A 25,384-nucleotide genomic window follows, 5' to 3' on the forward strand; every position below is an offset into this window, starting at 1 on the left:
TATTCAGAAATAAAACAGATAATAAAATCACTCGTTAATCGCTCCACAATGGGGGCATATACCTTTTTGCTTCATTTTTTCCCCGCAACGTCCACAACGATACTTATACCCAATGTTCCGACAGACTTTCTTCGCAAAAACCAGCATAAAAAAGGCAAGAAACAGATAACCGATATAAATATGTGTCATCAGGATAAAGAAGAAATAGCAGAAAATACAGCAGGACATCAACCCTAGCAAATAAAAAATAGCCGCAGCGGGAGTCAACTGTCGAAACAAATCATCCAGCACCGCCAAAGCGACTATCAAAAACAACCAGATGCTCAACAAGAAGACAGAGAGAATAAAAGGAACTTTGAATGGCGACAAAGTAGGATTGAAATAAAAATGCTCCCACGTTTCCGGCACAAAGACCTGCATTGATTCGTAAATCGTTGCACTGAAAGCCATCAACAAACAGAGAAATAATGGATAAACACTATCTATATCATTAAAATAGACCATCTGCAATTGCTTTCGACGAAAAGCACGAAACAGATATACACCAACGAATAAAGCGAAGATTATAATAAAATAAGAAGCATGTGTATCACTGAAAAGATGAATGGCCTGCGAAATACTATCAGTCGGCACAAATGATGTTTTGAGTTCTTTTTCACGTATCCAGCCCTGTTCATCCTGTGTATGAGCCAGCTTCACCCAAATACTGTCTACACTATCGGCAGGATGAACCGCAAACTCTGCCACCACTACCCTATCCCCTTTATTCAACTGAATAAAAGTATCTTTTATCGGAAGACATTCCAAAGAGATGGAATCATCGACTACTTCCAGATTTGTATTCCAGGTATAATGCCGCTCGTACAAGTAGGTCAACGAGTCTTTCGTCTTCTTCGACAGTTCTTCCGAATCCAGAGCCGGGGCTTTATAATAACAGGATGAGAGCAAAAATAAACATAGTAGTAAGTTCATCACAGTTTTCATCACAGTTTTCACCACAGAGGACGCAGAGGACACAGAGGGTAAAAGGGGAAAAAAAGGAAAAGAGAGAAACTTTCTACACTTTTTCCCAAAAACACGCAAACAGTCTGTATCAGAAGAATGAGTGAAGATGTTACCTTCACTATATCCTCTGTGTCCTCTGCGTCCTCTGTGGTGAAAAATGATTCTCATTGCGCAGCCTTTACTTTCATTTGACAATTCTTACAATCAAATTCCAGACGAAAACGTTTGCCGTCATTCGATACCAGATAGTAAGGCTCTTTATAAGGTGAACGTACCCGTTGATGGATAGGACACCAGCCCATGCTATAACGCAAACAATGTTTGCAGAACATCAGTACCGCATCTTCCACTGCTTCTTTTTCGTACGCTGCGGCTACCTGTTGTACCCCATGCTCCTGATAGAAAGAAGCTGCACGAGTATTCATTACATTCCCCAGATATGTTAATGTCGTTTGCGGGAAAGCATGACTCGTTGGCTTCCATACTGCCAATTCCTGACGATAATTGATTCGACGGGCAGTTATTAACCGGTCGATTGCCTGTCTGCGGAAATCAGCTAACACTGAAGCCGGCAAAAACCAGTTCCCGGTAAAGGATATTTCTATTTCTTTTGCTTCAAAAGGTGTATTCCCCAGTTTGGACAGTTGCGTTTTCAGATTGTCCGTCTGTGGAGTCCGGGCAAGTTCTTTCTCACGAGGGAGAGTGATTGTAACGCTATTATCATCTTCGTCAGTCAATGTCAGAGAGAAACCGAAATTGTTGTCGGCAAGCAAGATTTTCACTGCGATCTTCCTTTCGGCAGATTTGCGGGAAAGGATTCGCTCAAATTCCTGATCGAAATTACGGTACAATGTAGTGCGAGGCTTGATACGGGGCATCTCCTGCGGATAGAGTTTGTTGCTGTCCACCCGGTTGATGCGGAAACCCTGCAAGCGACCCTGTTCGTCGATATAGCAGACACCGTCTCCATTGTTAAAAGATTTAAGTCCGGCAACTGTCAGATAGTTGCCACGGGACTCCTTCATGGTTCCCATCTCTTCGCCCAGCGATTTAGGAGTGTCGAAAGAGAAAATCTCTTTATCACGTCCGTGCAAGAAATAATGAGTAAATCCACGACTAAAACTCTTGTCGAGTTGTGGTTTAAATTCGAAACGACACGTACCCGAAGAAGCACGTACATATTCCGGACGACGGGCAAAGATTGCATCCAGCTTCTGACGATAAGCGGCCGTTACATTCTTCACATAAGATACGTCTTTCAGTCGTCCCTCTATTTTGAATGAAGAAGCTCCGGCATCCAGTAGTTGTTCCAGTTCGTCGCTTTGATTCATATCTTTCAGGGAAAGCAGATGTTTGTCTTTAACAATCACTTTCCCGTCCGCATCTACCAGACTAAAAGGTAGACGGCAGAATTGTGCACACTCTCCACGATTGGCACTACGACCGAAACAGGCCTGACTGACATAACATTGCCCGCTATAGCTGACACAAAGCGCCCCATGTACAAATACTTCTAAAGGTACTTCCGGACAGCTTTCATGAATCTTCTTTATTTCACGCAACGATAACTCCCGCGCCAACACCACTTGACGGAAACCTGCTTCCCAAAGGAATTTCACTTTTTCCGGCGTACGGTTGTCCATTTGCGTACTGGCATGAAGCGGTATCGGAGGAAGGTTCAGTTTCGTGATTCCCATATCCTGTACAATCAGTGCATCGACACCAATCCGATAAAGTGCATGAATCATCTCCTCCGTCTCTTTCAACTCTTCTTCTTTCAGAATCGTATTGACCGTGACATAAATACGTGCATTATACAAATGAGCATGCTGCACCAATGCTTCAATATCTTCCAATGAGTTCACAGCTGCCGCACGGGCTCCGAATTTCGGAGCACCGATATATACAGCATCTGCACCATGGTTGATAGCTTCAATACCACATTCCAGGTTTTTCGCCGGAGCGAGAAGTTCTATTTTACGCTGCTTTATCATTTAATATCATTAATGTTGTAAGGTGTTTCCTGATAAACAAAGTAGTTCAACCAGTTGGAGAACAACAAATTGGCATGGGCACGCCAACGTACCAACGGGCCTTTTTCAGGATCATCGTCTATATAATAATTGCGAGGGATCTCTATTGGCAGGCCTTTATCCAAGTCACGGCGGTATTCCGCATCCAGTGTCAGCGGAGAATATTCAGAGTGTCCCGTGACAAAGAACTCACGTCCGCCCCGTGCCATTGCCATATAGACACCGGCTTCTTTCGATTCGGAAAGCAACGTCAGTTCCGGAACTTTCAGAATGTCTTCCCTGCGCACTTCCGTATGACGGCTATGCGGCACATAGAAACAATCGTCAAAACCACGGAAGATGGAATGGAAAGGTTCCAGTACGCGATGTTCAAAGATGCCGAACATCTTCTTTTCCAACGGATATTTTGGAACTCCATAATGATGATACAATCCGGCCTGTGCAGCCCAACATATATATAAGGTAGAAGTGACGTGCGTGCGTGCCCAATCAAAGATTTCCGTAATTTCATCCCAATAGGTCACCTCCTCGAAGTCCATCTGTTCTACAGGGGCTCCGGTGATAATCATACCATCATACTTCTCATGACGCATCTGGTCGAAATCCGTATAGAACGTTTTCATGTGTTCTATCGGCGTATTCTTCGACGTGTGGCTCTTGATCTTCATAAACGAAATCTCCACCTGAAGAGGGGTATTCGAAAGTAAGCGCACCAAGTCTGTTTCCGTTGTAATCTTCAACGGCATCAGGTTCAGAATCACAATCCGTAGCGGACGAATATCCTGCTGCGTAGCGCGGGAAGTGTCGATCACGAAAATATTTTCTTCCTTCAAAAGCTCTATCGCAGGTAGTTTATCGGGTAAATTTAAAGGCATAATCGCTATATATTAGTAATTTGAATGCAAAAATACGAAAAATATAGCAGATAATAGGGAGGTTGCTTATTTAGAAGACGTACAAATTAAGTCAATTTAATCATAGAAGCATAACAACTAATCAATAAAAGCCTTATTTTTGCCGAAGAAATTAGTACTAATAATTTAAATCTTAGAAAAATGGCTTACGTAATTAGTGACGATTGTATTGCTTGCGGTACTTGTATTGACGAGTGTCCGGTAGAAGCTATCTCTGAAGGTGATATCTATTCTATCAACCCAGATGTATGTACTGACTGTGGTACTTGCGCAGACGTTTGTCCGTCTGAAGCAATTCACCCGGCTGAATAATACAAGCTACAAAAAATGTACAGGCTGCTTTCTACGGAAGGCAGCCTTTTTTTTCACCACAGAGGACGCAGAGGACACAGAGTAAAATAGTTTGGGGATGTGTCACAACTCTCCTTTTAGTGAAATCCCCCTTGCTACAAAGCATTTGTGGCAAGGGGGATTTCTAATTTATATGGGTGATGACACATCCTTTCATTGTTTCTTCTCTGTGTCCTCTGAGTCCTCTGTGGTGAACTCTTATTTCAATTTAGCTAATGCTTCCTTGATACGACGAATAGCCTCTACGATATTTTCATCGCTTGTAGCATAACTCATGCGGATACATTCAGGAGCACCAAAAGAAGCACCACCTACACAAGCCACGTGAGCTTCTTCCAGCAAGTACATTGCCAAATCATCAGAATCTGCAATCTTACGTTCGCCGTTGCTCTTTCCAAAGAAAGCATCACATTTCGGGAACAAGTAGAAAGCACCCTGCGGAACGTTTACTTCAAATCCCGGAACTTCCTTAGCCAATTTCACAATCAGGTCACGACGGCGTTCGAATGCTTTTTGCATCTCTTTTACCGGTTCCTGTGTTCCTGTATATGCAACTTCAGCAGCTTTTTGAGAAACGGAACAAGGACCTGAAGTGTACTGACCTTGCAATTTGTTGCACGCTTTTACAATCCATTCCGGACCGGCAATAAAACCGATTCTCCATCCTGTCATAGCGTAAGCTTTGGAAACACCGTTTACAATCACTGTACGTTCCTTCATTTCAGGGAATTGAGCGATACTTTGATGTGCGCCGATGTAATTGATATGTTCGTAAATCTCGTCAGCAATTACGATCACCTGCGGATGTTTAGCCAATACAGCAGACAGTCCGGCCAATTCTTCTTTTGTATATACCGAACCTGTCGGGTTGGACGGAGAACAAAGAATCAAAGCTTTCGTTTTCGGAGTAATAGCAGCTTCCAGCTGTTCCGGAGTAATCTTGAAATCTTGTTCGATACCTGCCGAAACGATTACAGGAGTACCTTCTGCCATTTTCACCATTTCCGGGTAGCTTACCCAGTAAGGAGCCGGAACGATTACTTCGTCACCCGGATTTACCAATACAAGGATTGTATTACAAACAGATTGTTTTGCACCATTTGCACATGAAATCTGGGCGGCTGTATATTCAAGACCGTTTTCTTTTTTCAGTTTCTCAACAATAGCATTGCGCAAAGCCGGATAGCCCGGTACCGGAGAGTAACGGGAAAAGTTATCATCTATGGCTTTTTTCGCAGCTTCTTTGATGTGGTCAGGAGTATTAAAATCAGGTTCTCCTACACTTAAGTTAATAACATCAACACCCTGTGCCTTGAGCTCGTTACTCTTTTGAGACATGGCAAGCGTCGCCGACGGCGACAAGCTGTTCAAACGATCTGATAATTGATTCATTTTGTATCTATTTTATTGTTGTTGAGTGAAAATCGTTGCAAAATAAACGATAATATTTGATATATGGAAACAAATTGGCAATTTACTTATTAAAATGTAAAGTATGGCCCATTCTTTCTTTCTTCGTTCTCAAGTATCGCTCATTATACGGATTAGGAACTGTTTCAACAGGTACATTTTCTACAATCTCCAATCCATAGGCTTCCAAACCAACACGTTTTACCGGATTGTTTGTCAAAAGTCTCATTTTGTGTACGCCCAGTTCACGAAGAATCTGTGCACCTACTCCATAATCACGTTCGTCGGCAAGGTGTCCCAGACAAATATTTGCGTCAACGGTGTCCATTCCGTCTTCCTGAAGTTTATATGCTTTCATCTTTTCCATCAGACCGATGCCGCGTCCTTCCTGATTGAGGTAAACCACCACACCTTTTCCTTCTTTTTCGATCATTTCCATCGCTTTATGCAACTGTTCGCCACAGTCACAGCGCTGCGAACCAAGGATATCTCCTGTAGCACAAGATGAATGGACACGCACCAGGATAGGCTCGTCTTCACTCCATGTACCTTTAAATATAGCCATATGCTCCAATCCGTTTGATTTCTGGCGGAAAGGTATCAGACGGAACTTTCCGTATTCGGTAGGCATATTTACTTCCACTCCTTTTTCTACAATGGATTCCTGTTTCAAACGATAAACAATCAGGTCATGAATAGAAATCAGTTTCAGTCCGTGTTCATCTGCCATCTGGCGGAGTTCAGGCAAACGTGCCATTGTTCCATCTTCGCTCATGATTTCCATCAAAGCACCTGCCGGGTAAAGTCCTGCCAGACGAGCCATGTCAATCGTAGCTTCCGTATGTCCGGCGCGGCGAAGCACTCCTTTTTCTTGTGCATATAACGGATTGATGTGTCCGGGACGACCGAAGGTTGCCGGTGTAGAAGCAGGATCGGCCAACGCCTGAATAGTAGCGGCACGGTCGGAAGCAGAAACACCTGTTGTACAGCCTTCCAGTTTGTCAATGGTAACCGTAAAAGGAGTTCCCAACACGGAAGTATTGTCACTTACCTGATGCGGCAAATCCAACTCCTTGCAACGAGACACCGTGACAGGCGCACAAAGCACCCCACGCGCATGTTTCAACATGAAATTCACTTTCTCGGGAGTTATCTTTTCAGCTGCAATAATCAAGTCGCCTTCATTTTCGCGGTCTTCATCATCCACTACTATGACAAACTTGCCTTCTTTGAAGTCGGCAATCGCATCTTCTATTCTATCCATTTTAATAGTCTCTTTCATAACACTTATTTATTGATTTTCTGTATGATGAATTGAATTTGTTCATTGTTCTTTATAATCCGTTCCATATCCTTAGCCAGACGAACGCGGAACGCCCAGATGCGGAAATAGAAAAATAAACCGATAGGGAAAATGACTCCGGCTACCAAATTCAACCAATATATATGGAACGGGCGCACATGAGCAGAAACGGAAATAACCGGATAATTGTTTAATGCACCAATCAAAGTGGCAGATTTCGTATTGGACATTTCTTCAACCAACGCTTCCAGCTTTTCATTGATAGCCATTACCTCATTATCATCTTCGCTTGACATCCATAATTTGAAATAGTTCGGCGCTTTTTCCAATCGTTTCTTGGCAGCATACGCCCTACACTCTGCAGTGAGTTGTTCCAAATCACCGGTCAGACGCGTGTAATCAGGATCATGGATAATCACTTCTTTCTTAAATATATGACGTACACTACGAATTCCCGCAATCTTTTTGAACCAGTTAATATAAGCATCTGCATTAAGTACCACAGAATCCTTATTCGATTTATAGGTAAGGAAAACTCCTAATGGGGCAAGAACCGCACTACTTGTCCACATTCCCATCCATACTATCCACTTACCGTCACGGGCCATTTTATATCCTGTATTATCAATGATATAGTAAATGATAAATACCAGCACTGATACGATTACCGGCATTCCCAGACCTCCTTTGCGGATAATTCCCCCCAATGGAGCTCCGATAAAGAAGAACAACAGACAAGAGAGTGAAATCGTTATCTTCTTATGCCATTCCGTCTTATGCTTGCGAATACTATAATCGTTGTTCTCCATCGTGAATTTCTTGAATCCAAGATCGTTGGCCACATTCTCCGCACGACTGACAGCAGAAGAAATCACCTTCTGTTTCTGCGTTAAAGAGGCTACTTCGTAAAGACTGTCTACATTATATTCATGAATATCCGCCTTTTCTATTTTGATCGTATCTTCCTTTGTCAATCCATAAGAAGGACGGAAGTTTCCTTCTGCCACTTCCCTGTAATACTGTCGCCCGATACTGTCGCCCACTACCGTCATTGAATCTATGGAACTCTGCAACTGTGCCATATCCTTAGCACTGGACTGCTTACCCATGATCTCACCGTCAACCATATTGAAATCGGAATTAAACTCAATAATGGTATGTTTTTCCCGGAATTCCTCGCGTCGATAAGGTACATTCTCCGATTTCATACTTTGTGCCCTCAAATTCTCAAATAAATCTCCGCTATACAAATGTAACCAAAGATGCTGCTTATCCGCTGTCATCTCTAAACGTCCGGAATCAGCATATATAATACGTGCTTTCTCAAACCCATCTTTCATGCTATAAATCAACACATCATATAGCATACCGGTCTTCCGGTTCTTCTTAGCTACCTTTAAATTATAATCCTTTATTTCAGAATAGAAAACTCCTTCCGGAATATCCAACTCCGGAGATTTCTGTTTCATCGAAAGAATCAGGGTTCCCAGCTTAGCCTGAGCGATAGGACCAACTACATTTTGGAAATAAAATGAGACACCGACAAGTCCGCAAACAAAGAAAGCGAGCGGACGCATGATTTTAAGTAGAGAAATACCCGCAGCTTTCATTGCAAGTAATTCATAACGCTCGCCAAAGTTACCGAAAGTAATCAAAGAAGCCAGTAACACTGCTAATGGCAACGATACTGGCACTAATGTTAATGCGGAATAAAAGAAGAATTGAGCCATAACGCTCATCTCCAACCCTTTTCCGACCAATTCGTCTACATATCTCCACAGGAACTGCATCATGAATATGAACAGACAGATGAAGAATGTACCAATAAAGAGCATCAAAAAACTCTTTACGATGAATATATCTAATTTCTTTATGCGTAGCATCTTAATAGGTTCGTGCAATTAGGATGCAAAATTAGCACAAAAAAAGGAGCATCGAAAATTTTTAGTTGAAAGTTAACTAAAAACCACAAGTTCTTCTTAATTTAGCTACTTGTGACTCCCACAATTCTTTCATATCGCCTACTTCATCCGGCTCTGCGAAATCGGTAATTTCCAACACATAGTCACTAGTCAGCTCATTATAAGTCATCTTGATTTCAAAATAATCGCGTTCGTTTTCATCATCCAGCCAACGGAAGCGGATAAAAGAGAAAGAACGGATGGCAATAATCTCTGCTTTCCTCTGTTCTGTCTTGCCCCAATGAAACTCTACTATTTTATCGTCAGAAATAACTTTGTCTGCAAACCAGTCCTCCAACCCGGTCGGTGTACTAATAGCTCCCCAAAGAATATTTTTAGACGTTGCATTCAACAAATACTCCAAATGAATCTTTTCCTTTTTCATAGCAATTTCGAATTGTTTTTACGTGTGCCAAGATAAATACTTTTTTCTAAATACATCGCATAAATCAGACACTTTATTATTTATTCTTTCATTATCAAGCCCCAAACTCCCTATTCATAGGGAAAATAAAGAGCTTTCTTAAAGAAAAAACACAAAAAAGTTATGAATTGTTTTGGAGATTATAAAAAATCATCTATCTTTGCACCCGCAATCGAGAAACGATGGCGGGATAGCTCAGCTGGTTAGAGCGCATGATTCATAATCATGAGGTCCCCGGTTCAATCCCGGGTCCCGCTACTTGATAAGAATAAGGCATTTGGGAGGCTTCCACTTCTGGGTGCCTTTTTCTTTTTTAGCTCCGGTTTGCGCTATGGTTTGCGCAAGCGTCAAATTTCTACCAGAAGCCAACGTTGAACAATAAAAATAGCCTCAACTTACTAAAAATTGAGGCTATCGAAATATCATTTAAAAAGTCTCCCTATTCCCACTCTATAGTCGCATTAGGTTTCGGCGACATATCATAACAAACGCGATTTACATTCTTCACTTCTTTCAGAATGCGGTCTGTTATCTTCATCAGGATAGGCCAATCAATCGGCTCAATAGTAGCCGTCATAGCATCCACCGTATTGACAGCGCGAATAATAACCGGCCAATCAAAAGAACGAGCATTGTCACGTACCCCCACGGATTTAAAATCAGGCACTACGGTAAAGTATTGCCATACTTTTTTATCCAGTCCGGCAAGTTGGAACTCTTCACGCAGAATGGCATCGGATTCACGTACTGCCTCCAAACGTTCACGTGTAATAGCACCCAAACAACGTACGCCCAAACCAGGTCCAGGGAACGGTTGACGGTAAACCATTTCATAAGGTAAACCTAGCTCCAAACCACAAGCACGAACTTCATCTTTAAATAATTGGCGCAATGGTTCTACAAGTTGGAATTTTAAATCTTCGGGCAAACCACCTACATTATGGTGAGATTTCACCATTTTAGCAGTTTTCGTTCCACTTTCCACAATATCCGGATAAATAGTACCTTGACCTAAGAAATCAATACCATTCAGCTTACGCGCTTCTTCTTCGAACACACGAATAAACTCGCCACCAATAATCTTACGTTTCTGCTCCGGATCTTCTACACCAGCCAGCTTATTCAGGAAACGATCGGTTACATCTACATAAATAAGATTTGCCTTCAACTGGTTACTGAATACCTCAACCACATCTTCAGACTCTCCCTTACGCATCAAACCATGATTAACATGTACGCATACCAGATTGTTACCAATAGCTTTCAGAAGTAAAGCAGCTACCACAGAACTATCAACTCCACCCGACAAAGCCAACAATACCTTCTTATCACCCACCTGACGCTTAATCAATTCTATCTGGTCATTGACAAAGTTCTTCATGTTCCAGTTAGCTTCGGCTTTACAAGTATCGAAAACAAAAGACTTTACTGCAGCCTTTATAGCCTCGATATCATCTGTAAACTCTGCCAACTTCACTTCACAAGTCGCTTTATCATGTCCTGCAGCCATGACAGGAATTCCCAAAGTATAGATAGCCGGATTTATATCAATAGCAACGCCATCGATTACATTATTCGGGCCACCATTGATAATAATACCCTTTACATTGGGCAATGCTTTCAGTTCTTCTACTGTGATATCGTGAGGATAAATCTCACTATAAACTCCTAATGCACGGATGGCGCGAGCCAATACCGTATTCTCATGACTACCCAAGTCAAGGATAACAATCATATCCTGCTTCATCTGATTTTGGTTGTTTTTAAGTTATTGTATTGTTATTATTCACTATCATTTTCAAACGGTCTGCAAATATAAAGATTTTTAGAGAGACTATAATGCATTGATTCTCTAAAGTTTCAGAACAGAGTAACGTTTTTAGCAATTATACTATCCCAAATAAAAAACAAAGTTACAACCTAAATCAAGCAGATACCAAGAATTACACTTTGCAAAATGGCAAAGGACTATTTTTCTATAACTACAATATTATTATTTTGTACGAACTAAGAAAAAAAGATGCATTCACAAACAGTATAGAGTTTGAAAGACTTCTTTTATCCTAGATATTTTATATTTTTGCTGCATAAACAGAGAATCAACATAATATTTCACTATGAACGAAGAGAAAAGTCCCTTTATAAAAGGTATAAATGAGCAACACCCAACCGCTTATCATCAACTTTATAATGAATATTATAAGGCATTAGTGTTGTATGCTATTAATTTTCTCTCTTCCCAACAAGCAGCAGAAGATATTGTACAGGATCTTTTCGCAACTATGTGGGAAAAGAAAATGAGATTCTTATCATTACCTTCTTTCCGGACTTATCTCTATAACTCTATACGGAATGCTTCTCTCAATTATCTAAAACATCAAAATGTAGAATCTCTTTATCTTGAACGTTTAGCAAGCACTTATCGAGAAATCACAGAAGAAGAAGATACCAATGAAGAAGAAATATACCGGTTACTTTTTCGCGCTATCGATAATTTACCAACACGCTGCCGGGAAATATTCCTATTGCACATGGATGGGAAAAAAAATGAAGAAATAGCTACCGCACTAGGAATTTCGATCGAAACTGTAAAGACACAAAAGAAAAGGGCTATGCAATCTATCAAAGAACAGATGGGTACATGCTACTTCTTACTCCCTTTATGTGACATTTTGTATAGTTCCAAGTTTTTTTCATAATCAAAATAATCTTTTTTAGAAAGTTTGTACCTCTTTTTAATCTTCATGTTGTCTTATTAACAAATGATAAGACAACAGATATATGAAGATAAAGGTAGATGCAGAAAAATTAATAGCCCAATATCTACTCGGTGATCTTACTGATCCCGAAAAGGAACAGCTTGACAATTGGGTCAAAAGCTCTCCACAACATGAAGAGTTTTTCAACCGTTTATGCACAAATATGTCTTTTCGTAAACGCTACGAAGCATATACACAAATAAATTCACATCAGGCATGGAAACATTTTAAGAAAAAATATTGCCAAGTATCAATCACATCAATTTTTCTGAAATATGCAGCTATCTTTATATTACCTATAATAATAGCAGCAGGGGGATGGTATTTTTACACTTCTTCCGAAATACAAGTATCAGACAATCTAACTTTGGGTGATGCAATTCAGCCAGGAATTCCTAAAGCTACTTTGATTTTAGCTGGCAACAACAAGCAATCACTTACCCCAACATATCCAACACCAGTTAAAGTTAATCATTCCACAACTGCTATAGCACAGAACGGTGCTCTTATCTATCCGACAACACCTAATACAAATATAGATAGTATTCTGAAACAACGGAGCGAAGTTATAGAAAATAATACGTTAACCACAGAACAAGGTAATGAGTTCAGAGTAACCTTTGAAGATGGAACAACCGTACATCTTAACTATAATACAGAATTACGATATCCAATAAAATTCAGTCAGACGAAACGTATGGTTTATCTTAAAGGAGAAGCCTATTTTAAAGTTGCCCAAGATACTCGTCCTTTCTATGTTATCACCGACCATGGAACAATAAGACAGTATGGCACAGAATTTAACGTTAACACTTTTAGCCCCGAACGTACAGAAGTTGCATTAGTAAAAGGAAGCATTAGTATTATACCCACAAAAAGCAGCCAAGAACAATTCATTAAACCTGGACAATTAGCCCATATTGAGCAAAAGAACAACAATATATCAATACACAATGTAGATCTAACTCCCTATATAGCATGGAATGAAGGACGACTCATCTTTGATAATCGCACTTTGGAGAATATTGTTGAGATCTTAGAACATTGGTATAATGTAGACATTTCCTTTGGCACTTCCGAACTTAAACAACTTCGATTTACAGGAAACATGGACCGATACGCCACAATCAGCCCCATATTAAAAGCAATAGCACGTACTACGAATTTACAAATAAAGATAAAGGGAAGAGAGATTTTAATCACAGACAATTAATTACTAATTAAACAAGAAGAAAGAATGAGAAAGACAAAAAGTAGAGAAAGAGTCCGAATACTTTCTCTAGTAATAGTATTATTACTATTACCCACAATGATGTTTGCCATTCCTAAAAGTGGCAAAAAAGTAACTTTAAATCTGGAATCTGTCACTGTCAAAGATTTTTTCGATGCTTTAAGACAACAAACCGGATTAAGCTTTGTCTACAACACAGAGCAGACAAGGTCACTGAAACCCATCACCATCCATGTAAAAGATGAAACTGTGGATAGCGTACTACGCACTGTTCTTAATGGAACAGGACTCACCTATAGCATGGAAAGAGATATTGTTACCATCTCTAAAGCTGAACAACAAGGAGATAAACGCTCCGCAACCGGTATTGTATCAGATGAAGAAGGATACCCCTTACCCGGTGTTAATGTTGTAATTAGTGATCTTCAACGATTTGCTATAACTGACAATAATGGTAAATACAGTATAGAGATTCCAACTAATACAACATGTACTATCACCTTTTCATATATCGGAATGTCCACTCAACAAGTGATGATTAATAGTGGTCGGAATGATGTACGGAAAAATATTACTCTAAAGAGTGATACTAAATTAGATGAAGTTATCGTTACTGGTATTTATACTCGTAAAGCGGAAAGTTTTACTGGGGCAGCAACTACTATTTCAAGCAAAGATCTGATGCGTGTCGGAAATCAGAATGTTTTTCAAAGTTTGAAGAACTTAGACCCTACGTTATACATCTCAGATAATTTCAGCATGGGATCCGACCCTAATACAACTCCAACAATGTCCATGCGTGGTACCTCCAGCTTTCCAACAACAGAGACAAGTTCATTAAAAAGCAACTATCAAAATCAACCTAATCAACCCTTATTCATTCTTGATGGTTTTGAAACAACTGCCGAAACTGTGATGGATATGGATATGAATCGGATTGAAAGTATCACAATCTTAAAAGATGCCTCTGCTAAAGCATTATATGGTTCAAAAGCTGCCAATGGTGTTATTGTTATTGAAACCAAACGGTTGGCAGGAAATGAACAACGCATCACTTATAATGGAAGTCTTTCGTTTGAAATGCCCGATTTGACAAGCTATAATTTATGTAATGCACTGGAAAAACTTGAAGCAGAACGTTTAGATGGAGTATATAGAAATGCAAATTTAGATACTCAAATCAAACTTAATCAGTTATACAACACACGCAAACAAATGGCCTTACAAGGATTAGATACATACTGGTTAGCCAAGCCACTCCATACAGGCATTGGACATAAACATAATCTCAATATCGAAGTCGGAGATTCACAAAGTTTGCGTGCCGTACTTGATTTCACATACAATCAGATTGCAGGTGTCATGAAGGGATCCGACCGACGTAATATTTCAGGCAATGCCAATATTTCTTATCGTCGTAACAATATTATATTTAGAAATATATTCTCAATAATATCTAATAACAGTAATGACTCTCCATATGGTTCATTCAGCGATTATAGTAAAATGAATCCTTATTGGCAAGCAACTGATGAAGATGGGAAAGTACTACGTTGGGCAGAGTACAATGATAATTTAAAAGTGGCAAATCCATTATATGATGCCACTATCGGTACCAGTTTCACCAGTAGTTACCTAGAATTCACCAACAACTTTTATACAGAATGGTTATTTCACCCTGATTGGAAAGCAACTATACGTTTGGGAGTTTCACAAAAACGAAATAATTCGGATGATTTCTATCCAGCTCAACATTCCATGTTTGCTACTTACACCTCACAGGATGAAATAATACGCCGTGGGCAGTATATAATGGAAAATGGGAAATCGAGTTCGCTGTCTGGAGACTTCAATATAAATTATAACAAAATGATCAAGAAACATACAATCTTTGCCAATGCCGGTTTCTTTTTATCAGAGGATCAATATTCAGCTTACCAACATACGGCCGAAGGTTTTTCAAACTCCAGTAATGCAGACATAACATTTGCCAAACAATATTTGGCTGGAACAACCCCTAAAGGAAGCTCATCTATCAATCGTGAAGCAAGCTTTTTATTAGCTGCATCTTACGATTATGACAACAGATACTTAGCAGATGCAACCATACGTGAGAGTGCCTCTTCCTTATATGGTTCGGATAATCGATGGGCTAATAGTTGGTCATTCGGTCTAGGTTGGAATTTACACAACGAGGTATTTATGAAAGACATATCTTGGATCAAACAACTGAAATTACGTGCCTCTGTCGGATTGACAGGAAACCAAAATTTCAATACTAGTGCAGCCATAGCTACTTATCAATATTATTCAGGAATCACCTATGGAGGAACAACAAATCCTATGACAGGAGCCTACTTGAATAACCTTCCTAACTCAAAATTAAAATGGGAACAAAAAAAAGATTATAATGTGGGCGCAGATATAAGAGTTGCCGGACTTACACTAAAATTTGATTACTATTCTGCTGATACAAAAAATATGCTAACCGATGTAAGTATCCCTACTTCCACTGGGTTCAGCAGTATAAAAGACAATCTAGGACTAGTACGTAACTCGGGTATTGAGCTCAATGCCAATTATACTATATGGCAAGGACCAGAAGGTTTCGTCAATCTATATGGTACTTTTGTTTATAACAAAAACAAAATTATTCGTTTATCCGACAGCATGCGCGCATATAATGAAAAAATGCAGAAAATGGCAGAAGAAGCAAATCAGTCTGCCCCTGTATTGATGTATCAAGACGGAATGTCAATGAATACAATATGGGCAGTGCCCTCTGCTGGAATTGATCCTCAAACAGGACAAGAAGTATATATTAAAAAAGATGGAAGCTATACTTATGTTTACTCTTCAAATGATATGGTTCCAGCCGGTGATTCCAGTCCTAAATATCGCGGCACAGGAGGATTTACAGCTGAATATAAAGGAATCGGAATTAGCGCAACACTCAGCTACTTAGCAGGTTGTCAATTTTATAATTCCACATTAGTAGACCGAGTAGAAAACGCAGATATTGACTATAATGTAGACAGACGTCTATTGGAAGGGCGATGGACTACATACGGTCAACAAACACAATATAAGAAGTTTGATTCTAAAACAACAACTCGTGCAACAACTCGTTTTGTACAAGACCGCCGTGAGTTATCTATCTCGGCCATTAGTGCTTATTATGAATTTCCACGTTCTATCTACCAAAAATTATATATGCAACGTCTAAGGCTAGCATTCAATATGAACGACATCGCAACATTTTCATCAATAAAAGTAGAACGAGGATTAAACTATCCATTTGCACGAACAATGTCATTCTCATTAACTGCAACATTCTAAATTATTCAATATGAAAAAGTATATATATATTATCCTCATTTATATGACAAGCCTTATCACTATCTCTTGTAGTGACTGGTTTGATGTAACCGCACCATCAGAAATACGCAAAGATGATCATTTTAGTTCTGTTACCGGCTTTCAACAATCTCTAATAGGTTGTTATATCGGAATGACTGATGATGCACTCTATGGTACAAACCTTTCTTGGTTTGCAACAGAAATTATGGCACACCAATTCAATCCTTATGTAAATTCAACAAATATAGGTTTAGCGTATTGGCTACAATCTTTCAATTATACAAATACTTACACAACTCCGACAGTTGAAGAGATCTGGGAGAAAGCGTATAATGTGATAGTCAATGTTAATGACGAACTAGCCAATATAGAAGAAAAGAAAGAAATACTTGACGACCTCAACTACCATATTATTAAAGGAGAATTATTAGCCATTCGAGCTTATATACATTTTGATCTATTACGACTTTATGGTTATGGTAACTGGAGTCAACGAGATACAGAGCTTGATGAGAAACGAACCATACCTTATGCTACCGAAGTTTCCAAGGACCCAGCTCCCCAATATAGTGGTGCAGAAACAATCAAATTACTACTAAACGATTTAAATGAAGCAGCTGCTTTACTGAAAGACTACGATCCTATTACTAAAACCAAAGCTGCTTCTTTCTACCAAGAATATAACGAAGAAGGCTTTTTTAATGAGCGTACTCTCCGTATGAACTACTATGCTGTAAAGGCATTACAGGCACGAGTATATTTATGGAGAGGAAAAAATGAAGATATCGTCAATGCGTTATCAGCAGCTAATGAAATCATCACAGCATTAGAAAATAATATTGCAATCAATGAAATGTATACTTATTGCAATTTCCTGACTCCAGAAACTGTCAACAAATCTTGTACTTCTATGAGTCGTGAGAATATTTTTGGATTAAATGTGTCTGACGTTGCTTCACGAATTGTTAATTATATCAAACCATATTATCTCGACAGTGAAAACACACCTATGTATTTACTCACAACAGATGCTATGAGTTTATACGAAAATTCTGCAACGGATATACGCTTAACAACATTAATGGAGCCAAACACTAACGCCCAAAACACAGGATATACACCATTGAAAGTTTATCAATCTGATCTTGCTAATGATTACAAGAACAAAATATCCATGATTCGTATTCCTGAAATCTACTATATCGCGGCAGAATGTTATGTCAAACAAAATAATCCCAATCTGTCACTCGCTCTTAACTGTTTGAACACTGTGCGTGAAAAAAGAGGATTATACACACCTTTGGAGGATTTAGATGCCGAACAAATTTTAGTAGAAATTCAAAAAGAATATCATAAGGAATTCCTGTCAGAAGGAGTTATGTTTTACTACTATAAAAGAACTGGAACTAAAACCATTCCTAACTATACAGAAGACATGGGGGACGCACAATATGTACTTCCTTATCCAGAGTTTGAAATCCAATCCGGACGAGTTCAATAAGTTAAATAAACTACAGAATATGATGAAAAAAATAAATTATATAATCGGAATAATAATTGGCATCTTTTTCAGTTGTGAGAACGAAACCATTCCCTATTATAACAGCGAAAATGACGCTGTACGTTTCAGCAATAAAATCAATGATGGATATGGTGGCGATGGAATAGTATATCAAAGTTATTCATTCGTCTCCAATCCTTTGGATGAATATGTGATATATGATATACCTGTAATACTAATTGGTAATACTAGTGATAAAGACAGAACTGTCAACTATACAATAGATACAGAAAAGAGTACAGCAACAGAAGGATCCTATGAGCTAATGGAAGGAATAATCCCCGCCAATCACAACGAAGGATATATAAGGATTAAATTATATAATGTAACTGGAGATAAGACGTATGAACTACGAATATCTATTCAATCTTCTGACGAATTAGAAAAAGGTCCCTCACTATATTTAAATGCAGCTTTGTCATGGAGTAATTCAATACCCACTCCTCCTAACACATATACTAGAATAACATATAATATGTTAATACAAAGCCCATTATCTTTTTCGTCTTCTAGTATTAGCTATTACAGCCCTAATGCACTTAAAACCATAATAGCTGCTTTTAACTGGAATGACTGGGATAATCCGGATGCACATCCCGAATATCCGGCTGCATATAAAAGATATTTCACGCAGGCCAATTATAAGTATCTACCTCACTATATTCTATTAAATGTTGAACAAAGCTATTCTAGTTTTGCAACTCAACTAGGAAAATACATAGAAGAATATAATAGCACACATGGCACACCACTATTACATGATGCAGGTACCTTATTGGGTCAACCAATTGAAGCTCGTAAATATTAACATAAAATAAAGAAGTATGAAAAAATATATATTTATTAGTCCTCTATTGCTATGTCTACTCAGTTTATATTCTTGCTATGACGATAGTAGTACATTAGCAACTAACAATATAGGCAATATTACTTTTACAGAGAAACAGAGTGAACTTTATGTAGGAAGCATGGAAGAATTAACATTGACACCTGACATTCAAATTGCCGAAGGTACCAATACAAATGCATTAACTTATGAATGGGCTTTAACAGAAACTCCTGTCACATCCTCTTCTTCCTATAATTTTGAATATGAAATTATCAGTACAGATCCTCAATTAAATTATATCGTAGAACGTCCGGTGTCTACCTCACCATACACTCTATTATTAACTATAACAGATACTGCTCATGATAATCTGCAATATACTAAATACTGGAAAATATATATACAAAGCACTTTTCTTGATGGATTATTAATCAGTGACACACAAAATGGTACAACATCAGATCTAACTCTTATAAACAACCAAGCATTTACCGTGAATTATAATAAGGACGAACAAATCTTTCGAAATATATTAACATCGCTTAATGGACAGCCTTTTAATGGTCTAATGCAAACACTTGTTTATGAAGTGATGGGATATGGTTCATCTATTCAAACAAATCAGGTCTGGACTATTTTAGGTGATGCAACATTAGCGCGTTTTAATTGTCTTGATTATACACAAAATGGTCAATTCGAGGATCAGTCTCTCATCATTGACAAACCCAACGGATTGCAAGTATTATCGGCTTTTCAAAGCCACAGCAATTTTTATATTAATACTTCCAACAATTTGTATACTCTAACTCCATCAACAGTAAACAGATTTAGTAGTCCTGCTGGGGCATTAAGTTCATATAAAGCAAACAATAACGTAATAGCATATAGTCCTAATACCGGACATGTATCCAATTCTTTATCTGGAGCTGACCAGCAACATCTAACATTTTATGATAAAGAACGTGCAGCATTCATTACTTGTAATGGTTCCGGACAATTTATGCAAGTAAAAAGCTTTGATGCTAATAATAATTTTGATCCGAACAAATTACCCAATCAAACAGCAATTTCCGCTGTTGTATTTGAAGATATGAGCCAAATTGTATTTCTCATGAAAGATGATACGAACGGAACATATTCTATTTACACTTTTAGTAGATACATTGGAGAAGAAGGCCGTTATGATGGAGATAACTGGATAGTCACTTCACCCAGTCAACCTGCATCTGCCAGAAATAAATATACGATTCCATCGGAAGGAACCGCATTGCTAGATAAAGCAATATCTATATTCTTTTCAAACAGAAATCTATTATTATATGTAACTACTACTGATGGCATCTACACCATAAATTACGGGGCTGGTAGTACTGCCACTGTTTCGACAACAGCCAAATATACTCCACAATCCGGAGAAATTATTACGAAAGCTAAAATGTATCAACAAGGGGTATATAATTACAATTGTGATTTAATTGTCGGAGATAATCCTACTGTCCCTCAAACCGAATGGAATAATAAAGCTATCATTGTTACTACACAATCAAGCGAATATGAAGGAAAGGTACACATTATCCCAATTACACAAGTTGCTAGTGGCACACTCGACCCTTCCAAAGCCAAAACCTATGATGGTTTTGGCAAAATTCTAGATGTAACGACAACAGGATATTAATCTAATTTCATAAAAATACATTAAAGAACTGATATGAGAAAAAAAATCCTCTTACTTGCAGCAATGGTGGTAGCTTCGTCTACCACCATTGACGCACAGCGTAAATTTCCATTCTTCTGGAAAAAAAAGAAGGCAAAAACGGAACAAACAACTCCTGCAAAAAAGGAAAGTGAATATGATAAACTATTTAAGAAAAAGCATGAAACAGCTAAGGGGCTGATTACTCTCCATCTGCTGGATGGAAAAGTATATTTTGAACTTCCTGTGGATTTAATCAATAAAGATATGCTTATTGGCTCCACTGTTACCAGCATCTCTGATAATGGTAATGCCGTGGTCGGTTCCAAACCAACCGATCTACTCCATGTCATGTTTACACGAAATAAAACACATGTACAGTTACGTCAGGTAAATACTGATTATATTACTGGTAGCACACAAATTGATGAAGCTTTACGCAAAAGTACACTAGGAGCAATTATTAGTAACCAGAAAATTCAGGCATATAATAATGACTCAACTGCTATCATATTCGATATGACCGGAGTTTTCTTAAGCGACAACAAAAAAATGAGTCCGTTCGATCGTAATTCAATCTATGGAATGTACAATCGTACAGAGAATTATCAATCCGACTGCTCTTACATTTCACAAATCAAGGCTTTCAAAGATAATGTTTCTATTAAAAGCTGTCTGTCATATACATTCTCTGTCAGCAATTCACAAGGGGCATCACTCATAAAAGACCGTCCATTCACCGCAGAAATGACACGTTCCATCATGCTGTTGAAAGAAAAGCCTTACCGTCCACGTATGGCAGATTACCGTATCGGTGTATTCTTTACCGGACGCGAACAACTAGGCGAAGGAGCTAAAACGACCGCACCCGTTTACTATGCCAATCGATGGGATATACAACCGTCTGACACTGCTGCCTACCTACGTGGTGAGAAAGTGAAACCCACTAAACAGATTGTTTTCTACATCGATAACACTTTTCCGGAAAAATGGAAACCATATCTGCGGGAAGGAGTCACCCAATGGAATGAATTATTCGAGCAGATTGGATTCAAAGATGTTGTAGCAGCCAAAGATTTCCCGACTGATGATCCGGAATTCGATCCGGACAATATCAAATATTCATGTGTTCGCTATGCTCCATCAAGCATTGAGAATGCTATGGGACCATCATGGGTAGACCCACGAAGCGGAGAAATCTTGAATGCCTCCGTATATTTATATCATAATGTTATCAAACTCATCAGTAACTGGTTGTTCGTGCAAACAGCACAAGCCGATAAGGATGTACGTACTGTCAATATTCCGGATGAAATGGTTGGAGACGCATTACGCTATGTACTTTCACACGAAATCGGTCACTGTTTAGGGTTTATGCATAATATGGGAGCTTCTTCCACTTTCCCGGTAGATTCTTTACGTTCACCGGAATTCACGCAGAAGTATGGCACTACTCCTTCCATTATGGATTATGCCCGCTTCAACTACGTAGCACAACCCGGCGATAAAGAGCGTGGTGTAAAATTGACTCCTCCCCGCTTTGGTGAATACGACAAATACCTCATTAAATGGACATATACTCCAGTATTCAATGTTAATACTGCAGACGAAGAAGCAGTTATAACAAGCAAATGGATCACTGATGCCATTAAAGAAAATCCTGTGTACCGATATGGAAAACAACAAGTATATGGAGTTGTTGATCCCCGTTCACAAACAGAAGATATTGGTGACAACTCTATGAAAGCAACTCGATATGGCATCAAGAACCTTAAATATATCATGAATAATTTGGAAAATTGGATTTCCGAAGGTGACGATACATACGAATACCGTGAAGATTTATTTATTGGTATCGTAGAACAACTTGCAATGTACGTTACCCATGTAGCAGGCAATGTAGGTGGCTATTTTGTCAACGAAGTTAAAGAAGGGGACACAATGCCACGTTTTGCACAAATTCCGAAGGCACAACAAAAAGAAGCCCTGAATTACCTATTCGAAATTTATAATGATCTGGATTGGCTTGACAACAAAAACTTATTAACTAAATTTCCGGTTTCCGGTTCCCCTAAACAAACTATTCAAAACTTCATGTTGAGATATATACTGCCTGTACCTTTTCAGGTATCACAATACGAAGGATTAGAGAAAGATTCATTTACTGCTGCCGAGGCTTTCAACATGATATACAATTTTGTTTGGAAACCGACTATTTCCGGACATACATTAACAGAATCCCAGATGAATCTTCAGAAACAATATATATACATGATGATGCAGACTGCCGGGTTCACAATCAAAGGAGCCGGAAAAGCATTAGCCGGAGAAAAACTACTTGACATCAATCACCGCCAATTCGGATATACTTGTTGCCAGGGACATGCTCTCAAAGAAAATGCAATGCACAACCCTGTAGCAGGTTTTGAATGGAAACCATTGAATCGTTTTTCTATGACGGCTAAAGTTACACAAGCAGATGTATACGCATATATAGCTAAAGCCAAACAACTGATGAAACAAAAGGCAGCCAGTGCATCAGGAAAGACGAAAGCTCACTATGAATTATTATTAAAGATGCTCGACATCAACTTAAAATAAGGGAGGGACAAAAGATGAAAAAACTATTTTTATGGTTAATAGCACTTTTGCTGATTATCGGATCAACAAATGAAGCCAATGCCCGCTCCAAGAAGAAAAAAGGAAAAGTAAAAACTGAACAACAGACTGACAGTGTTCAAAAGAAAAAAAAGAGTGTCTACGACAAGCTTTTCAAAGATAAGAAGAAACATACAGTCAATAAAGGGACAATTACAGTTCACCAGTACGAGGATAAGATTTATCTGGAACTACCGGTTGAATTAATGGGACGGGATTTTTTAGTAAACTCTGCCATCACTACTGCAAGTGATATTTCGATGGCAGGCACAAAAGCTGCTCAAAGTAGGTATCTGATTATTGATAAAACCGATTCATTAATATTATTCCGAGATCCGAAATACAATGTTCGCCTCAACGAACAGGACGATAATCAAGAAGCGGCTTTTGCTTTATCTCGCAGTAATGCTATTTACAAAGCATTTCCAATTGAAGGATACACCAGCGATTCAACAGCTGTTGTATTTAATGCCACTTCCTATTTCTCTTGTTCCAATAAAGATGTGCTTGATCTTAGTGGACGTAGCTATGGAGGCATGCTCACAATTGTAAACGCTTCTCCCCAAAGCAAAACATCTTTTGTGGATTCTGCAGACGCATTCGACAATTGCATCAGCATCACTCAAAACTGTACTGCAAAGTTGAGCATCAGCATCATGGGCTTTGTCTCCAAAGAACAACCGGAATTAACAATGTCAGTACAAACAACATTAGCCCTACTATCGAAAGAAAAGATGAATACCCGCGAAGCCAACCCACGCGTAGGAACAGGGTATATCTCATACACAGACTATCGTAATGAAAAACGTTTCAAAAAAGGATATTATGTAACACGTCGTAATATAACGACGCAACAACCTGTTGTCTTCTACATTGATACTCTGATTCAAGACAGCTGGGTAAAAGCCATCCAAAAAAGTGCAGATGAATGGAACATAATATTTGAAGACTTAGGAATAGGAAAACCAATCATAATAAAACCGTATGAAAAAGATTCAACTTTCCGTGCTAATAACCCAATGATAAATACGATTGCTTTTCTGAATAACAACAACTCGGAAGTTACCGCATACAATGTCACAGACTTACGCACTGGAGAAATTTTAAGTACCAAGATAGGAGTACCACGTGACCTTGCCGTCAGCGTACGCCGTAATGGAGTATACCAAATGGCAGAGGTCGATCCGCGCTTCCGGACTTATTACATTGCTGATGAGGTTATCTGTGAGAATCTGACAGCACGTATGCTAAAAGCATTTGGCCTAAGTTTAGGATTGGCAACTAATTTGGCTGGTTCTGCAGCATACTCCCCAGAAGAACTGCGTTCTCCGGAATTTACCCGGAAATATGGAATCACAGCTTCAGTCATGGACAATGTATTATACAATTATCTGGCACAGCCCGGTGATAAAGAAAAAGGAGTTGTACTGATTGTCAATAAGCCCGGTCTATGTGACGCATTTACGCTCAAATATCTGTATGCTGCCACCAGTGAAAATGAATCAGACATATTGAAGAAATGGGCTATGGAACACGATGGAGATCCACGCTATTTCTATGGAAAGCGTTCACCAGCTTATGCTACAGACCCGCGTTGCCAAAACTATGATTTAGGTAATGATCCGATAGCCTCTTTAGATGCACAAATTGCTCATGTGAAATATGTAGTTAAAAATAGCCCTGCCTGGTTTCACGACGATAATATCCCCAATGATTATCGGGAACTATTTCCTGATTTTGTGATTATTGAATTAATCAATAAAACATTGTCACCTGTATCTTCTTATATCGGAGGTATTTATATCAATGAAGCCAACGAAAAAAGCAATGTACCTTCATATCAACCGGTATCGGCAGATATGCAAAAGAAAGTCTTACAAAAGATATTCAGT

The 25,384-nt window shown here is 38.9% G+C and carries 17 protein-coding genes and 1 tRNA gene; 10 read left to right on the forward strand and 8 right to left on the reverse strand.

All coding sequences use genetic code 11. The features are described from left to right. Window positions 1–27: 27 nt before the first annotated feature. From AAHJ11_RS21450 to metA, 3 genes are read right to left on the reverse strand one after another with little or no spacing between them, the layout of a single operon-like run. Window positions 28–1,173: a zinc ribbon domain-containing protein gene (locus AAHJ11_RS21450; RefSeq protein ID WP_195650004.1), complete on the reverse strand. Its 1,146-nt coding sequence runs from the start codon at window positions 1,171–1,173 to the stop codon at window positions 28–30. Then, on the reverse strand, window positions 1,170–2,999 hold the full coding sequence (locus tag AAHJ11_RS21455) for a peptidase U32 family protein (protein WP_148365793.1): 1,830 nt from the start codon (window positions 2,997–2,999) through the stop codon (window positions 1,170–1,172). The genes AAHJ11_RS21450 and AAHJ11_RS21455 overlap by 4 nt, the downstream gene beginning before the upstream one ends. Continuing rightward, entirely contained in the window at window positions 2,996–3,913 is a 918-nt protein-coding gene (gene metA / locus AAHJ11_RS21460; protein ID WP_074559981.1) for a homoserine O-acetyltransferase MetA, read from the reverse strand. The genes AAHJ11_RS21455 and metA overlap by 4 nt, the downstream gene beginning before the upstream one ends. A 180-nt stretch (window positions 3,914–4,093) precedes the next feature. Between metA and AAHJ11_RS21465 the strand changes: the two genes are divergently transcribed. Continuing rightward, a complete protein-coding gene (locus AAHJ11_RS21465) occupies window positions 4,094–4,264 on the forward strand; it encodes a DUF362 domain-containing protein (protein ID WP_002559159.1) in 171 nt (56 codons plus the stop codon). Window positions 4,265–4,501: 237 nt separating this feature from the next. Here AAHJ11_RS21465 and AAHJ11_RS21470 read toward each other — a convergent pair whose 3' ends face one another. The 4 genes from AAHJ11_RS21470 to AAHJ11_RS21485 all read right to left on the reverse strand — a co-directional run bounded on the left by AAHJ11_RS21470 (window position 4,502) and on the right by AAHJ11_RS21485 (window position 9,362). Further along, window positions 4,502–5,695: a pyridoxal phosphate-dependent aminotransferase gene (locus tag AAHJ11_RS21470; protein ID WP_148365794.1), complete on the reverse strand. Its 1,194-nt coding sequence runs from the start codon at window positions 5,693–5,695 to the stop codon at window positions 4,502–4,504. An 82-nt stretch (window positions 5,696–5,777) separates the two neighbouring features. Next, a complete protein-coding gene (locus AAHJ11_RS21475; RefSeq protein WP_148365795.1) occupies window positions 5,778–6,995 on the reverse strand; it encodes a bifunctional 3,4-dihydroxy-2-butanone-4-phosphate synthase/GTP cyclohydrolase II in 1,218 nt (405 codons plus the stop codon). A gap of 5 nt (window positions 6,996–7,000) precedes the next feature. Further along, the gene (locus AAHJ11_RS21480) at window positions 7,001–8,899 is read right to left on the reverse strand and encodes an LptF/LptG family permease (protein WP_413580088.1); all 1,899 of its coding nucleotides are present in this window, start codon (window positions 8,897–8,899) and stop codon (window positions 7,001–7,003) included. A gap of 76 nt (window positions 8,900–8,975) precedes the next feature. Next, the gene (locus AAHJ11_RS21485; protein WP_148365797.1) at window positions 8,976–9,362 is read right to left on the reverse strand and encodes an START-like domain-containing protein; all 387 of its coding nucleotides are present in this window, start codon (window positions 9,360–9,362) and stop codon (window positions 8,976–8,978) included. Window positions 9,363–9,585: 223 nt separating this feature from the next. On the opposite strand from AAHJ11_RS21485, the gene AAHJ11_RS21490 reads away from it, so the two are divergent. After that, window positions 9,586–9,659, forward strand: a tRNA-Met gene (locus tag AAHJ11_RS21490). 181 nt (window positions 9,660–9,840) lie between these two features. Here the strand turns inward: AAHJ11_RS21490 and guaA are convergent. Further along, window positions 9,841–11,148, reverse strand: a complete 1,308-nt coding sequence (guaA, locus tag AAHJ11_RS21495) for a glutamine-hydrolyzing GMP synthase (protein ID WP_148365798.1) — start codon at window positions 11,146–11,148, stop codon at window positions 9,841–9,843. Window positions 11,149–11,518: 370 nt separating this feature from the next. Here guaA and AAHJ11_RS21500 point away from each other — a divergent pair, with 370 nt between their 5' ends. The 8 genes from AAHJ11_RS21500 to AAHJ11_RS21535 form a co-directional block, all read left to right on the forward strand. Next, a complete protein-coding gene (locus tag AAHJ11_RS21500; RefSeq protein WP_148365799.1) occupies window positions 11,519–12,100 on the forward strand; it encodes an RNA polymerase sigma-70 factor in 582 nt (193 codons plus the stop codon). Between the two features lie 82 nt (window positions 12,101–12,182). Continuing rightward, window positions 12,183–13,373 carry a FecR family protein gene (locus tag AAHJ11_RS21505; RefSeq protein WP_413580089.1) on the forward strand — a complete coding sequence of 397 codons (1,191 nt, stop codon included), beginning with the start codon at window positions 12,183–12,185 and terminating at the stop codon, window positions 13,371–13,373. A 24-nt stretch (window positions 13,374–13,397) separates the two neighbouring features. Further along, complete coding sequence (locus AAHJ11_RS21510; protein WP_413580090.1) at window positions 13,398–16,730, forward strand: SusC/RagA family TonB-linked outer membrane protein; 3,333 nt, start codon at window positions 13,398–13,400, stop codon at window positions 16,728–16,730. Window positions 16,731–16,740: 10 nt separating this feature from the next. Further along, the gene (locus AAHJ11_RS21515; protein WP_217721320.1) at window positions 16,741–18,252 is read left to right on the forward strand and encodes a RagB/SusD family nutrient uptake outer membrane protein; all 1,512 of its coding nucleotides are present in this window, start codon (window positions 16,741–16,743) and stop codon (window positions 18,250–18,252) included. Window positions 18,253–18,271: 19 nt separating this feature from the next. Then, window positions 18,272–19,120, forward strand: a complete 849-nt coding sequence (locus tag AAHJ11_RS21520) for a DUF4843 domain-containing protein (protein WP_413580091.1) — start codon at window positions 18,272–18,274, stop codon at window positions 19,118–19,120. A 16-nt stretch (window positions 19,121–19,136) separates the two neighbouring features. Further along, the gene (locus tag AAHJ11_RS21525) at window positions 19,137–20,816 is read left to right on the forward strand and encodes a PKD-like family lipoprotein (RefSeq protein WP_413580092.1); all 1,680 of its coding nucleotides are present in this window, start codon (window positions 19,137–19,139) and stop codon (window positions 20,814–20,816) included. A gap of 33 nt (window positions 20,817–20,849) precedes the next feature. Then, entirely contained in the window at window positions 20,850–23,435 is a 2,586-nt protein-coding gene (locus AAHJ11_RS21530) for a zinc-dependent metalloprotease (protein WP_413580093.1), read from the forward strand. A gap of 14 nt (window positions 23,436–23,449) precedes the next feature. Beyond that, window positions 23,450–25,384: zinc-dependent metalloprotease (locus tag AAHJ11_RS21535; protein ID WP_413580094.1), on the forward strand; the 1,935-nt coding region annotated here is incomplete at its 3' end.

The sequence above is a fragment of the Bacteroides sp. 90-K9/2 genome, from assembly GCF_047310725.1.
Taxonomy (GTDB): Bacteria; Bacteroidota; Bacteroidia; order Bacteroidales; family Bacteroidaceae; genus Bacteroides; species Bacteroides vicugnae.